The 13,767-nt window shown below is 67.4% G+C and carries 10 protein-coding genes and 1 pseudogene; 7 read left to right on the top strand and 4 right to left on the bottom strand.

Translation table 11 applies throughout. The annotated features are described in order from the left end of the window. The first annotated feature begins 824 nt into the window (after positions 1-824). Genes ACQEXA_RS05205 through ACQEXA_RS05185 form a run of 5 tightly spaced genes read left to right on the top strand, consistent with a single transcriptional unit; the run spans position 825 to position 4,215 of the window. The gene (locus ACQEXA_RS05205; protein WP_433128835.1) at positions 825-2,135 is read left to right on the top strand and encodes an ATP-binding protein; all 1,311 of its coding nucleotides are present in this window, start codon (positions 825-827) and stop codon (positions 2,133-2,135) included. Positions 2,136-2,177: 42 nt separating this feature from the next. Continuing rightward, entirely contained in the window at positions 2,178-2,603 is a 426-nt protein-coding gene (locus ACQEXA_RS05200; protein ID WP_432939896.1) for a roadblock/LC7 domain-containing protein, read from the top strand. A gap of 2 nt (positions 2,604-2,605) precedes the next feature. After that, positions 2,606-2,986 (top strand): DUF742 domain-containing protein, encoded by a 381-nt coding sequence (locus tag ACQEXA_RS05195; protein ID WP_433128833.1) that lies wholly within the window; start codon positions 2,606-2,608, stop codon positions 2,984-2,986. Next, on the top strand, positions 2,964-3,569 hold the full coding sequence (locus ACQEXA_RS05190; protein WP_432936768.1) for a GTP-binding protein: 606 nt from the start codon (positions 2,964-2,966) through the stop codon (positions 3,567-3,569). Before ACQEXA_RS05195 ends, ACQEXA_RS05190 begins: the two co-directional genes overlap by 23 nt. Positions 3,570-3,597: 28 nt before the next feature. Then, a complete protein-coding gene (locus ACQEXA_RS05185) occupies positions 3,598-4,215 on the top strand; it encodes a GAF domain-containing protein (RefSeq protein ID WP_432936771.1) in 618 nt (205 codons plus the stop codon). Between the two features lie 86 nt (positions 4,216-4,301). Here ACQEXA_RS05185 and ACQEXA_RS05180 read toward each other — a convergent pair whose 3' ends face one another. After that, positions 4,302-5,534 carry an acyl-CoA dehydrogenase family protein gene (locus ACQEXA_RS05180; protein WP_432936774.1) on the bottom strand — a complete coding sequence of 411 codons (1,233 nt, stop codon included), beginning with the start codon at positions 5,532-5,534 and terminating at the stop codon, positions 4,302-4,304. 758 nt (positions 5,535-6,292) lie between these two features. Here ACQEXA_RS05180 and ACQEXA_RS05175 point away from each other — a divergent pair. Both ACQEXA_RS05175 and pgm read left to right on the top strand, forming a co-directional pair. Next, positions 6,293-7,558: an IS701 family transposase gene (locus ACQEXA_RS05175; RefSeq protein ID WP_433128831.1), complete on the top strand. Its 1,266-nt coding sequence runs from the start codon at positions 6,293-6,295 to the stop codon at positions 7,556-7,558. 239 nt (positions 7,559-7,797) lie between these two features. Next, the gene (pgm, locus tag ACQEXA_RS05170) at positions 7,798-9,438 is read left to right on the top strand and encodes a phosphoglucomutase (alpha-D-glucose-1,6-bisphosphate-dependent) (protein WP_432936780.1); all 1,641 of its coding nucleotides are present in this window, start codon (positions 7,798-7,800) and stop codon (positions 9,436-9,438) included. Positions 9,439-9,534: 96 nt separating this feature from the next. Here the strand turns inward: pgm and ACQEXA_RS05165 are convergent, their stop codons facing one another. From ACQEXA_RS05165 to ACQEXA_RS05155, 3 genes and pseudogenes are all read right to left on the bottom strand, one after another. Next, on the bottom strand, positions 9,535-10,938 hold the full coding sequence (locus ACQEXA_RS05165) for an amino acid permease (RefSeq protein ID WP_432936783.1): 1,404 nt from the start codon (positions 10,936-10,938) through the stop codon (positions 9,535-9,537). Between the two features lie 401 nt (positions 10,939-11,339). Then, positions 11,340-12,406, bottom strand: a pseudogene (locus ACQEXA_RS05160) (RNA-guided endonuclease InsQ/TnpB family protein). Between the two features lie 28 nt (positions 12,407-12,434). After that, the gene (locus ACQEXA_RS05155) at positions 12,435-13,715 is read right to left on the bottom strand and encodes an IS256 family transposase (protein ID WP_432938879.1); all 1,281 of its coding nucleotides are present in this window, start codon (positions 13,713-13,715) and stop codon (positions 12,435-12,437) included. Positions 13,716-13,767: the final 52 nt, after the last annotated feature.

Genomic DNA, 13,767 nt, shown 5'->3' with positions numbered 1-13,767 from the left:
CTCGCCGAGGGCGTCGCCGTCCCGGGAGAGTTGGAAACCAGGTGTTCGCCCGGCGCTGTCCCCAGGCTCGGCGAGTGCCCGAGGGCTGTTCGGCTTCGATGTGTCGCCACCACCCATCCGCGGCCCTGCGTACGCGCTCGCTCGGTTCCATACCTCTCAGGGAAGCGAGTACGGATGCCGCAGGTCCGCGATGCCCGGAACTGGTTCCAACCTGATTGGCAATGGGAGCCCACCGATTGCCCAGCAGGCGCGCCGAATAGGGGGTCGAAATCGTTTCAGCAGGTCAATGCGCCCTTTTTGTGGTACTCAGGGTCACGATGTGGCTACTGCAAGCTGGTGAGATTTGGGTAGGGTGCCGTATTAGCAACTGTCCCCGTGTGTCCCCGAGTTGACGGTCAGCCGGCGGTGTGCACCTGCACACCCCCGAACTGATCGAGAGGACCCTCATGTCTGAATCTCCGGCATATGCAGCGCGCCCGGAATCCGGTCGGTCGGCCGCTGCGGGCCCGGCACGAAGCAGGCACGGCAGACCGGCTGAGGAAGAGCCGACGGATCCCGCCATCCGCTCCACACTGGTGCGCCTCGCGGTCATACCTGCAGCCGTCATATCCGTCCTTGCGGGCGCTGTCGTCGCTTACGTTCTGAAAGCTCAGTCAGGCTCAGCCGATGCCGCCACATGGGCCGTCCTCACCTCAGTCGGCGTTCTCGGTGTAGGCGCGCTCGTCCTCGCAGCGCGTGCTGCCACGGCAGAGGCCCGCCGATCGGCCCAGCGCCACAACTCCGTGCAGCAGGCAGTCAGGAAGGGCCGTGCCGACGTTCAGTGGATGGTGAACGCTCTGCAGCGTGGAGACGTGGTGGAACAGCCATTTGTCTCACAGCGAGCTCCCGGCGCCTCCGACGGATTCAGCACCCTCGCCCACGAGATCAACCTTTTGACGTTCGAGTCGGCAGCCGCCGTCGTGTACGCCGCGCAGCCCAGCCCGGTCAATAATCCGGGCAACGGCGAGGATCGGGTGGAGGTCTTCGTCAACCTGGCCCGGCGCCTCCAATCGCTTGCCCACCGCCAGCTCAGTCGGCTGGAGGCGCTGGAGAACGAGGTTGAGGACCCCGACCTGCTGACGGCCCTCTTCCACGTCGACCATATGGCGACGCGAATCCGCCGGCACGCGGAGAACGTTGCGGTCCTCGGCGGCTCCGTCCCACGCCGCCAGTGGAGCACCCCTATCAAAATGACAGAGGTGCTGCGGTCCGCGATCTCCGAGATCGAGCAGTACTCCCGAGTGAAGCTCGTGCCTCCGATCGAAGGGTCGTTGCGCGGCCAAGCGGTCGCCGACGTCATCCACCTCCTGGCCGAGCTCCTCGAGAACGCCACCTCGTTCAGCGAACCCTCCACGGTGGTGCTTCTGCGCGCCCAGAAAGTCACGGCAGGGCTGGCCATCGAGGTCGAAGACCGCGGCCTGGGCATTTCCCCGGCAGAGCAGTCACGCATCAACACCCTGTTCACCGAGCCCAATCGCATCGACCTGAGCAAACTGCTCGTGGACGGCCGTATCGGCCTCTACGTGGTTTCCGAACTGGCACGCCGCCACAAGATCGTGGTCGAACTGCGGACCAGCATCTACGGTGGCATCCAAGCAGTCGTCGTTCTGCCGCACGGACTCATCAACGACGCACCCTCACAGATGCCGCCCCAGACTGCTGTAGAGGCTCCCTTGCCTGTGGCGGCCGCATCACCTCAGCAGCCTCCCGCCCTCCAGGCCGGGCCGGCGACGGAGTATGCACACCCGCAGCTGAATACGGCAGAGCCGATGCCGCAGCCGCCGGCGATGCCCCAGGGGGAGCGGCCCGTGGCTGCACCCGTACCTCAACAACCTCACCAGCGCCCTCAGCGGCCAGCGGAGCCGGAACAGCGACGAGCAGCCCCCGGACCGTACGACCGGGACTCCCGCACCGGCCGACCGCCGCTGCCAGAGCGCGACCCGCAGACACACCTGGCGGAGCCGCTCAAGGAGCAGTCGCGTACGCGCACTCCGAGGCCCGGGAACGAGGCGGGACATGATCCGGGACTGATGGCGTCCTTCCGGCGGGGGTACAACCGCGTCGACGAGACCGGCCCCGCTGACGACTCTCGCTAAATGCCGATCACACACGCCCCCCTCAAGGAGAAAGACGCCACCATGGTGAGCGAAACGACCCAGAATCTCGACTGGCTTCTGAAGGGCCTCGTGGAACGGGTGCCCCTTACTCACAGCGCGCTCCTGCTGTCCGCGGACGGGTTGCGAAAAGCCTCCGAGGGCCTCACTTCGGATGAAGCCGACCACATGGCCGCCCTGGCTTCCGGGATGTATTCCCTTGCCCGGAGCGCCGGCGTCAGGTTTGCCCAGGGAGCCGATGTGCGCCAGGTGGTGATCGAGCTGGACACTGCCTTGCTCTTCGTGTCGGCGGCAGGTTCTGGTGCCTGCTTGGCGGTGATGGCCGGTCGGGAGGCCAATGCGGAGGTGCTCGGCTACGAGATGGCCATGCTGGTCAAGAGTGTCCGCCCGTATCTCGAAACGCCCGCCAGGAGCCAGGAGCCCGGCACGGCGTACACCGCGGGGCATTAGGGATGACGGACGCTGGGAACGGGGCGTGGCTCGACGACGAAGCCGGACGGTTAGTCCGGCCCTACACCGTCACCAGTGGCCGCACCCGGTCCGAGGTGCATTTCGACCTCCTCAGTCTCGTAATGGCCACCGGCCGCCGACCTACGACGTATCTCGGCCCGGACTGTGACCAGGTCCTCGACCTGTGTGGGGCCCGCCCCATCACCGTGGCCGAGGTTGCCGCGCATCTCCATCTGCCGGCCAGCATCACGAAAGTTCTTCTGTCCGACCTCGTGGGGCACCGCGCGCTGACTACGCAGGCGCCCCGCCCTATCGAGGCGGCTTCCCCGACCGACCGGATCATCCTGGAGGCGGTGCTAGATGGCCTTCGCAAGCGCATCTGAAACCTCGCCCTATCCCACTGCCCTGAAAATCCTGATCGCCGGAGGATTCGGCGTCGGCAAGACCACCTTCGTCGGTGCAGTCAGCGAGATCGTGCCGCTGAGCACCGAAGAGCTGCTGACCGCGGTCAGCGCCCGCACAGACAGCCTGGTTGGCATCGAGGACAAGACGACCACCACCGTCGCCATGGACTTTGGTCGAATCACCATCAACCGGGAGCACGTCCTCTATCTCTTCGGGACACCAGGCCAAGAACGGTTCTGGTTCATGTGGGACGAGCTGTCCAACGGCGCGCTGGGCGCCGTGGTACTCGCGGACACGCGCAGACTCGAGTCGTGCTTCGCCGCAGTCGACTTCTTCGAGCGACGCGGCATCGCCTTCGTGGTGGCCGTCAACGAGTTCGACGGCGCCTATCACTACGAGCCCGAGGAGGTCCGGGCGGCGCTCCGCCTCAAGCCGGAGGTACCTGTCGTGCTCTGCGACGCCCGGCAGTGCAATTCCAGCACCTCCGTACTGATCGCTCTCCTAGAGCACCTGCTCGCCCCCGCTCCGGCCTTGGTGTCGGCGGAGCCCACCCCGCATTGACGCATGATGTCGTCGAATTGGAGCTTGTATGTCCGCCCCCTACCCGCAGCAGTACGACCCGACCGCCCAGATGCTGGTGACCCCCCAGGACGTGGATGCGCCGGCCCGGGAACAGCGCTTGCGTGCACTCGGCGTCGGTACCACCCCAGTCGCAGAATTCGACGAAGTCGCTCGCGCCCTCGCGCGCACCCTCGGCACTCCGTACGCCATGGTGAACTTCATCGACACGAGGCGGCAGTACTTCGCTGGCCTCTTCACCCCTGCCGACGGTGGTGCGGCCGTCGAACTGGGACCTCAGCAGGCCAGCACCGAGAGCGACCGGGTGATGGCGAAAGACTACGGCTGGTGCCCGCACGTCGTGGTGCGGAAAAAGGCGCTGGTTCTGGAAGACGTCTACGCCTACCGGAAATTTGCCGCCAACCCAGTCATCAGTGAGTTGAACATCCGCGCGTACATCGGCGCACCGTTGATCGACTGGAGGCCGGGGCCGGATGGCGTCACCCCGATAGCTCTGGGAACAGTCTGTGCGATTGTTCCTGATGAGATCACTCCGTGGGGCCAGGAGGGCTTGCAGATCATCAAGTCCTACGCCGCCAGTATGGTCGAGCGTCTCAAGGAGATCGAGAAGGAGAGCGGTCAGTTCTGAACCGGGCGGCCTTCCTCGGCGGGAGGCTTTTGCCGATGCGAGGCGAGGGAGCCACGTGCACAGCACAGTGCCCGCGGCTCCCCTCTCTACAGTGCAGCTGTCTCCAGCTGCTCTGCTTCCGAGAGATCTGTCGGGTCGGCTCGGACCACGTCAGCCAAGCGCTCGGACCACTGGCCCTTCTCCGTTCCCAGCGCATGCTCGGCGAGGCGCAGGAGCTGGATGTCGGAGGTGCCGGCCGGTGCGTAGATGTGTTCGGCGTCCCGCAGATAGCGTTCCACCGGGCGATCGGTGAAAAGGCCGCTCGCAGCATGGATGTCCATGCTGTCGCGGGCCGACTGCCGAGCGAACTCGACGTTCAGGAACTTCGCGTTCATCAACTCGGCGTCACAGGCGGCACCTTGGTCGAGGAGATCCACGGCGTGATAGGCCGCAAGCCGGGCGGTCATCAGCCGATGCTGCATCAGGCCCAGTTTGATTTTTATGTTGCTCAGCTCGCCGAGTGGGTTGCCGTATCGCTCGCGTTCAATGCACAGAGCGGTCGTCTCTTCGACGACCGCGGTGTGAATGCCGAGGGAGACCGCGGTCAGGTTGGGCCTGCCGTAGAGGACGCTGGAGGAGTACGCGACCTCGAGGCCCTGGCCCTTGGCCCCGAGCATGTTCGACGCTGGCACCCGGCAGTCATTGAAGATCAATTTGCCGAAGCTGAACCCGTGCAGCCCCATGGCCGGCTGATGTTCGGCGAGGGTGAGGCCAGGACGGTCCTTCTCGACAAGGAAGGCGGACAGGCCTCCGGAGCCCTTGCCGGTCCGGACGACCACGCCGTGCAGGTCGCCAACGTGGGAGTTGCCGACGAAGACCTTGTGCCCATTGAGAACATAGTCGCTCCCGTCGCGCACGGCCGTCGTGGCCATACCGAGAACGTGGCCACCCGACCCCTCCTCGGTCGTCGCGATCGTCGGCAGGCACTCCCCGGCGGCAATTCGCGGCAGCCAGGTTCTTTTCTGGACATCGTTGCCATAGTGGAGAATCTTGGCTACGCCGAGCTGTGAGGCCTGCACCATGGCGCCCATTGCTCCGCACACACGGGCGAGTTCCTCGATGATGATCGTCTTGGCGAGGTGTCCGCCGCCCATGCCGCCGTAGGCTCGGCCGATGGTGACGCCGATCCATCCCTGCTGGGCAATCAGACGGGACACCTCGTGCGCAACTGCGCGCGACGCCTCCATCTCCGGTATGCGGGGCCGTATCTCGCGCTCGGCGAACTCGCGCACACGCCCCCTCAAGTCCTCGTGCCATCGCTTGGTGAAGTACCGCTGCACAACCCCTCCTCGGCGCTACTCCACACCCTCTCGGATGCGGGGGACGTCCTTCGGGCAGTGGTTCTCCGCCTCCAGGCAGACCGTCAGTACGATTGTCGTCTTGTCGATCCATCTCGGCCAAGATCGCCAAGAATCTTTGACTCAAACATCTCCTCTTGCGCCGCAGCCCCAAGTGTGCGATGTGGTACCGCTCCAGCCGTCGCCCCGCGCCAGCGGGGAAGAAGTTACGAGTGCGCGCGGTGGGCACGCGAGGATTCCTTCCGCACTGTCACCAGGCACTTGCCTCCGGAGCGCCCAACTGAGCGCCGCCGCAATCAGAGGGCTGCCCTCTGGCCAAAAGAGACGCCCACATAGTAGTGATCACCCTACGTCGGGCGTTGTTCGGCCATCGTCCCCGGGGAGGGGATACATGAGTGTGCTACTGGGCAGGCTTAACGCCCCGGCCGCCGCCATGCGACGCTGTGCGTCGCTGAGTTGGGCAGACTGCCCATGCGAGCACGAGACGAGCCGCTCCGACATTCACCAAGCGCAGTAGCGGCTGCCGTCGCCCCATCTCGCCTGTCGCGCGGGGGCCTTCGTTGCGTCCGGGAACTGGCACCGGAAAGGACGGGCGCGGGCACCTGCTGTGCACGCCAATGCACGCGACGGCCGGGAAGGCCATGCCCTTCCGGAGCCCGCAGGCGGCTCCTGGGCGCAGCCCCTAGTAGGACTTTGTTAGCTCGGAAATATTGTGTGCCGGATTTGTGTTGGTCTGTTCTGTGACGCCAGAAGAGATCAACGAACTGCGCCCCCGCCTGGAAGCCTTCATCGCCCCGATGCTGGCCGAGCTCCCCCGCGCCGACCAGCGGGAGAAGGGAGAGCTCTACGTCCGGGGCCTGATGATGGATGGGCAACGCAAGTCCATGCAGCCCATGGCCGAACGCCTGGGCGTGGACTACCAGCGCTTGCAGCAGTTCATCTCCTCCTCCACCTGGGACTACACCCGGGTCAGAGCCAACATCGCCACCTGGGCGAGCGGGGCGTTCCCCGTGCGGGCCTGGGTCGTCGACGACACCGGCTTCCTCAAGGACGCCGCCTCCGTCAGCAGTCCCGGGGTGGCCCGGCAGTACACCGGTACCGCGGGCAAGATCACCAACTGCCAGATCGGCGTCAGCGTCAACCTCATCGGCGACACCGCCTCGGCGGCGGCCAACTGGCGCCTGTTCCTGCCCGAGAGCTGGGACCCCGCCCTGATCGACGACCCCGAGCAGGCCGCCCTGGTCCGCACCCGGCGCCGACGCTGCGGCATCGGAGAGGACTTCGGCCACCGGGCCAAGTGGCACCTGGCACTGGACATGCTCGACGAGATGGCCGGGGACTGGGGCCTGCAGCCCCTACCGGTGGTCTGCGACGCCGGCTACGGCGACATCACCGCCTTCCGCCTGGCCCTGGAAGAGCGCGGCCTGGCCTACGTCGCTGCGGTCAAGGCCACCACCAGCGCCCACCCCGGGCAGGCCGTCCCGCAACAGCCCCCCTACGCCGGACGCGGCCCGCGCCCGCGCCCGCGCTACCCACAGGATCCGTCCTCCCTCAAGGAGTTGGCCATGGCTGCCGGGCGAACGGCAGGACACTATGTGACCTGGCGGCACGGCACCCGCGCCAGCAGGAGCAACCCCTCCGCCGCGATGCGCTCGCGGTTCCTGGCCCTGCGCGTGCGCCCGGCCAACCGAGACATCCCCCGTGCCGACGACGGCTGTCTGCCCGAGTGCTGGCTGCTGGCCCAATGGCCCCCGGGAGCGGCGGAGCCGACCGACTACTGGCTCTCGAACCTGCCCGCCGGCACTTTGCTGCGCGACCTGGTCCGCCTCGCCAAGATCCGTTGGCGGGTGGAACACGACTACCGGGAACTGAAGTACGGCCTCGGAGTGGACCATTTCGAAGGACGCAACTTCACCGGCTGGCACCGTCACGTGACCATGGCCGCGCTGGCCCAGGCGTTCTGCACAGAGCTGCGGCTGGACCCAAAAGTCCCTGCTCGGGCCTGACGCTGTACGCCGTCCTGAAGGCACTCCAGACCCTTCTGGCGCTGTGGACCGGGATATGCCGAGCTTGCCGCCAACCACTTCTGCGGAACCAGCAACAAGCCCGAGCTCCCACCTAACAAAGCCCTACTAGGAACGGTCGGTTATTCGGCATACCGGGCCGGAACCTGCACTGCCTTCCCTGGTAGGAAGGAAGATGAGATCGCGAGCGGACGCACGGTCGATGTGGAGGAGTGGGTGCCATGGAGCATGAACGAGCGGGCATGCCGGCCGGACCGGAGGACCTGATCGACGTCGCCCGGCTGGTGACGGCGTACTACGCACTGCACCCCGACCCGGCGGATTCGGGGCAGCGCGTGACGTTCGGTACTTCCGGACACCGCGGGTCGTCGACGGCGGCGGCGTTCAACGAGGACCACATTGCCGCGACCAGCCAGGCCATCTGCGAATTCCGTGCGGGGCGGGGCATCGACGGCCCCCTGTTCCTGGGGGCGGATACGCACGCCCTGTCCGAGCCCGCGAAGGTCACCGCTTTCGAGGTGTTCGCGGCCAACGACGTGACGGTGCTGATCGACACCGCGGACGGCTACACCCCGACCCCTGCGGTCTCGCACGCCATCCTGACTCACAACCGGGGCCGCGCCTCGGGTCTCGCCGACGGCGTGGTCGTCACCCCCTCGCACAACCCGCCCTCCGACGGCGGCTTCAAGTACAACCCTCCGAGCGGCGGTCCGGCGGGGTCCGAGACGACCTCCTGGATCCAGGACCGGGCCAACGACATCATCACGGCCGGTCTGAAGGACGTACGACGCATCCCGTACACCCGGGCGCTCGCCGTTCCCGGCACCGGCCGCTACGACTTCCTCGGCACCTACGTCTCCGATCTGCCGAGCGTGCTGGACCTCGACGCGATCCGGGACGCGGGGGTGCGGATCGGAGCCGATCCGCTGGGCGGAGCGTCCGTGGCCTACTGGGGGCGCATCGCGGAGCAGCATCGGCTGGACCTGACGGTGGTCAATCCGCTCACCGACCCCACCTGGCGGTTCATGACGCTGGACTGGGACGGCAAGATCCGTATGGACTGCTCGTCGCCGTACGCGATGGCGTCGCTCATCGAGCGGCGCGACCGTTTCCGGATCGCGACGGGCAACGACGCGGACGCCGACCGGCACGGCATCGTCACACCGGACGCCGGGCTGATGAACCCCAACCACTACCTTGCCGCCGCCATCGCCTACCTGTACGCCCACCGCCCCCAGTGGCCGGCCGCCGCGGGCGTCGGCAAGACTCTGGTCTCCTCCGGCATGATCGACCGGGTCGCCGCCGACCTCGGCCGACGGCTGGTGGAAGTGCCCGTGGGATTCAAGTGGTTCGTGGACGGGCTGGTGGACGGATCGCTCGGCTTCGGTGGCGAGGAGTCCGCCGGGGCGTCCTTCCTGCGCCGGGACGGATCGGTGTGGACTACCGACAAGGACGGCATCATCCTGGCCCTGCTTGCCTCGGAGATCACGGCGGTCACCGACAAGACGCCGTCCCAGCACTATGCCGCGCTCACCGCGCGCTTCGGCGAACCTGCGTACGCCCGCATCGACGCACCCGCGACGCGCGAGGAGAAGGCACGTCTGGCCAAGCTGTCGCAGGCCCAGGTCAGCGCCGACACCCTCGCCGGTGAACCGGTCACCGCCGTGCTCACCGAGGCGCCGGGCAACGGCGCATCGATCGGCGGCATCAAGGTGACCACCGAGAACGCCTGGTTCGCCGCGCGGCCCTCGGGTACCGAGGACGTCTACAAGATCTACGCGGAGTCGTTCCGGGGGTCCGACCATCTCCGTCAGGTCCAGGAGGAGGCCAAGACCGTGGTCCTGGGGGCGTTGGGCGGCTGACGCGACGGGCGCCGGCGGCGCGAGGCCTGGAGGGGCTTGCGGTTCCGCCTGCCGTGCCGGTCCGCGACCACTCGGGCGGACCGGCACGGAGCTGGCTCAGGCGGTTGCGCGCCGCCGGGCCGCCAGCACCGCGTAGACGATGACGCCGGCGAACAGGAACAGCACGCCCTGGTACACCGCCGCATAGCCCGCGCCCGCGACGAGCCACATCGAGAAGGCGGTCGCGACCGCCGCGATCACGGCGTCCCGCACCAGCCGCGCACGGTCGACCTGTTCGCGCCGGCCCGAAACGAGGTGGAAGAGCTGCGCGGCGGTGGCCAGCAGATATGGCACGGTCGCGGTGAACGTGGTGACCAGGACCAGCACCTCGAAGACCTTGCCCGAGCCCGATGCGAAGTTGTAGACGGTCAGCAGCGAGGCGAGGACGACGGTGACACCCACGCCGACGGTGGGTACGCCGCGCCGCCGACGTGCGAAGGCCGCCGGGAACAGGCCGTCCTGTGCCGCGGCGTACGGGGTCTGGGCGCTCAGCAGTGTCCAGCCGTTGAGGCAGCCGGTCATCGACACGAGCGCGGCGAGCGCGACGGCCCAGCCGCCCCAGGTGCCGCCGAACATGGCGTTCACGGCGTCCGAGAAGGGCGCGGTGGACTTCACCAGTCGGTCGTGTGCCACCGTGCCGAAGACGGACAGCGTGCCCAGCAGATAGACGAGCGCCGCGCCCGTGGTGCCGATGACGGTGGCCCGTCCCACATTGCGCCGCGCGTTGTCGACCTCTCCCGCGCTGACGGCGGCGGACTCCACGCCCAGGTAGGAGAAGAGGAGAATCGCGGCACAGGCGGAGACCGCGCCGATCGGGCTGCCGCCGCCCGAACGGAACGGCCCCAGGTTGTCCGGGTCGAAGAAGAACAGCCCGCCCACCGCCACGAGCAGCAGGGGCGCGAACTTCAGCACCGTGGAGACGAGCTGGACGGCGCCCACGTAACGGGTGCCCGCGAAGTTCGCGAGTGCGGGCAGCCACTGCAGGACGAGCGCGGCCAGACACGCGGTCCAGCGGTGGCCGTACACCGGGATGAGCACGTCGAGATAGCCGACGGCGGCCACGGCGAGCGCCGCGTTCGACACCCAGGTGGTGATCCAGTACGCCCAGGCGGCGAGGAAGCCGGCGAAGTCGCCGAAGGCCTCGCGGGCGTAGACATAGGGCCCGCCGGTGCGTGGGTCGCGCTCGGCAAGGCGGCCGAAGACCAGCGCCAGGGCGATGGCGCCGACGGTCAGGACGCCGAACGCGAGCAGACTGACCGTGCCGTACGGGGCGACGGAGGCCGGAAGCAGGAAGATACCGCCGCCGATGATGTTGCCCATGACCAGGGCGGTGGCGACAGGCAGACCGAAGCGGCGGGCGTGCCGACCGGAGTTGCCGTCCGTGTCTTCGGCAGCAGGCGCGGCCGCTGGGGACTCCTGCGGGGCCGGAGCCGACTGAGGGACGGTTCCGGTGACGTGCATGGGGTGGTGCGCCTCTCTTCGAACTGGTGCCCGGGATCGCCGGGACGGGCCCTATGGTCGGACATCACCGGAGGTGCCCACAAATCCCTCGCTTTTGTTCCGTATGACACCCTCCGGTGCCGGAAAAGCTGCGCCCGTGCGGGCCCTGGACCGGGAATCGTTTACCAGGCACCGATCCGGGAGGAGGGGGCGCCGCACCGGCGAACGGCGCGGAGCGCTGGGCGCAGTGACCCTCGAACCCGTGCATGCCGGACGCCCCGTCCGCGTTTGTTGCCGGAATGAGGGGCAAGGCGATGTCCATGATTGAAGGCTCCCCCGCCTGAGGGCGGGGGGTTCCCGTCCGGCCTTGTGGCCGGACGCCCCTTGCGGGGCGCCTTGGGGCGTGTGTGGGGATTCCAGGCTCAGGCAGCCTTCCGGGCCGGCGGCCCGGATGGTCTTACGCCCTCAGCACCTGCCGGGCACCAACCCGCCCGGACCAGCATCACGAACGCGGAATTCTTGTCCCGAGGGCGCACGGCTCCGCATCGCGTGCAGGTATACGTTCGTTCCGAGAGAGGCAGCGCGTGCTTGGTTCTCGCTCCGCAGTCTGCGCACTCCATCGTGGTGTGCGCGGGATGCACCAGGCGCACATCCCGCCCATGCTTGCGGCCCATCTCGATCAGGGCGCGCTTGGTTTGCGAGATAGCGGCGTCGGCCGCCTTCTCGGCCATGGTGGTCTTCGCGAGGAACTTCGGGCGGAAGTCTTCCACCGCGATCCGGTCATGGTCGCAGACCACGGACTTGGCCCACTTGCGGCCGGTGTCCTGACGCTGCCCGGCGACCTTGGCGTACGCCTTCGCGCGCAGCTTCTTCGCCTCGCGGTAGCCCTTCGAGGCGGCCTGCCCCTTGGCCGGGCGGCGTCGGGCCATCATCCGGTCATAGCGCGAGAGCTTGGCCTGGGCCTTCTTCCCGTGCTGGGCGTGGGGAAGGTCGTAATCGTCGCTCGTGGTGGTCGCACTCTCCTTGACGCCCCAGTCGATCCCGATCACGCGGCCGGTCTCTGGCAGGTGCTCAGTGGTGGCGGCGGTCACGAAGGACGCATACCAATGGCCGATACTGTCGCGGTACCCGCGCACCGAGGACGGCGCCTTGGGCAGCCGGCGCGACCACACCACCGTCAACACGATCCCGCCCGCCAGGTACAGGCACCCGTCCTTGAAACGGAACCCACGCCGGGTGTAGTTCAACGACGGATCGGCCTCCCGCTTCTTCTCCAGCGGGGCATCCCCGCACGCTGCCGCATCGGCAGCCGGGCCTTGATGTCCCCCAGCGCCTTCGCCCGCGATTTCGCGAAGTCGCGTACGACCTGCTGCTGCGGCACGCTCGCGCCCTGCGCGAGCCACGACGTCACCCGACGCGCCCCGGTCAGCATCTTGTCGAGCTGCGCTGGACCACACGTCAACTTGTCCCCGGAACGGGGTGTGTCAATTTAACGGCTGATCTTGGTTGTTGAGCGGTCAGTTGTTGCTCGGGGTCAGGCGGCCCTCGAAGGCGATCTGGAAGGCGTTGAGTGGGGCCTTCCAGCGCATGGTCCACCGCTTGCGGCCCTTCCCGGTCGGGTCCAGGCTCATCAGCGCCATGTAGATGCACTTGAGGGCGGCGGCCTCGTTGGGGAAGTGTCCGCGGGCGCGAACGGCCTTGCGTATGCGGGCGTTGACGCTCTCGATCGCGTTCGTGCTGCAGATGACCTTGCGTATCTCGACGTCGAAGGAGAGGAAGGGCACGAACTCGGCCCAGGCGTCCGACCACAGCTTCACGATCGCTGGATACTTCTGGCCCCAGGACTCCTGGAACTCCAGGAACCGCTCCGTCGCCGCGTCCTCGCTGGGAGCGGTGTAGACGGGCTTGAGGGCCTTGGCAACCTTGTCCCAGTCCTGGCGGGCGGCGTAACGGAACGAATTCCGCAGCAGGTGAACCACACACGTTTGGACAATCGTGCGAGGCCAGACGGTCTCCACGGCCTCGGGGAGGCCCTTGAGTCCGTCGCAGACCAGCATCAGCACGTCGTCCAGGCCGCGGTTCTTCAACTCGGTGAACACGTGCAGCCAGTACTTCGCGCCCTCGCCGCCGTCACCGGCCCAGATGCCGAGGATGTCGCGGGTGCCGTCCACGGTCACGGCCATCACGACGTAGATGGGGCGGTTCGCGACCTGACCGTCGCGGATTTTGACATTGATAGCGTCCACGAACAGGACCGGATAGACGCGGTCGAGCGGCCGGTTCTGCCATTCGGCCATGCCGTCCATCACCTTGTCAGTGATGGTGGAGATGGTCTGCTTGGACACCTCGGCGCCGTACACCTCGGCGAGATGAGCCGATATCTCCCCGTGGGTGAGACCCTTCGCGGACAGGGACAGCACCATCTCGTCGACACCGGTCAGGCGGCGCTGCCGCTTCTTGACGATCTGCGGCTCGAAGCTGCCGGCGGTGTCGCGGGGCACCTTCACCTCCACCGGACCGATGTCGGTCAGTACGGTCTTCGCCCGGGTGCCGTTGCGGCTGTTGCCGTTGTTCTTCCCGGCCGGATCGTGCTTCTCGTAGCCGAGGTGATCGGTGATCTCGCCTTCCAGGGCGGACTCCAGCACCCGCTTGGTCAGCATCTGCAACAGCCCGCCCTCGCCAGTCAGTTGCAGTCCCTCACTACGTGCCCGGTCAACGAGCATCGCGACGAGCTGTTCGTCCGACGCGGCCGATGGCGTCGCATTGCCTGCCGACTCCTCCACGGACCCTTGCTCCATCGTCATCTCGCTCACGTGGCGTCTCTCCCTTGATCAGCAGATCCGCCGTTGA

Origin of the sequence: Streptomyces sp. CA-106110, assembly GCF_050936285.1 — a bacterium.
Taxonomy (GTDB): domain Bacteria; phylum Actinomycetota; class Actinomycetes; order Streptomycetales; family Streptomycetaceae; genus Streptomyces.
The sequence above is the reverse complement of the archived record's forward strand: the minus strand, read 5'-3'. Positions and strand labels throughout refer to the sequence as shown.

What these genes read in the sequence shown, in the direction of transcription:
- ACQEXA_RS05205 (WP_433128835.1), top strand. Translation starts at nt 825, where the DNA reads ATGGTGAACGCTCTGCAGCGTGGAGACGTGGTGGAACAGCCATTTGTC.
- ACQEXA_RS05200 (WP_432939896.1), top strand. Translation starts at nt 2,178, where the DNA reads ATGGTGAGCGAAACGACCCAGAATCTCGACTGGCTTCTGAAGGGCCTC.
- ACQEXA_RS05195 (WP_433128833.1), top strand. Translation starts at nt 2,606, where the DNA reads ATGACGGACGCTGGGAACGGGGCGTGGCTCGACGACGAAGCCGGACGG.
- ACQEXA_RS05190 (WP_432936768.1), top strand. Translation starts at nt 2,964, where the DNA reads ATGGCCTTCGCAAGCGCATCTGAAACCTCGCCCTATCCCACTGCCCTG.
- ACQEXA_RS05185 (WP_432936771.1), top strand. Translation starts at nt 3,598, where the DNA reads ATGTCCGCCCCCTACCCGCAGCAGTACGACCCGACCGCCCAGATGCTG.
- pgm (WP_432936780.1), top strand. Translation starts at nt 7,798, where the DNA reads ATGGAGCATGAACGAGCGGGCATGCCGGCCGGACCGGAGGACCTGATC.
- ACQEXA_RS05165 (WP_432936783.1), bottom strand. Translation starts at nt 10,938, where the DNA reads ATGCACGTCACCGGAACCGTCCCTCAGTCGGCTCCGGCCCCGCAGGAG.
- ACQEXA_RS05155 (WP_432938879.1), bottom strand. Translation starts at nt 13,715, where the DNA reads ATGGAGCAAGGGTCCGTGGAGGAGTCGGCAGGCAATGCGACGCCATCG.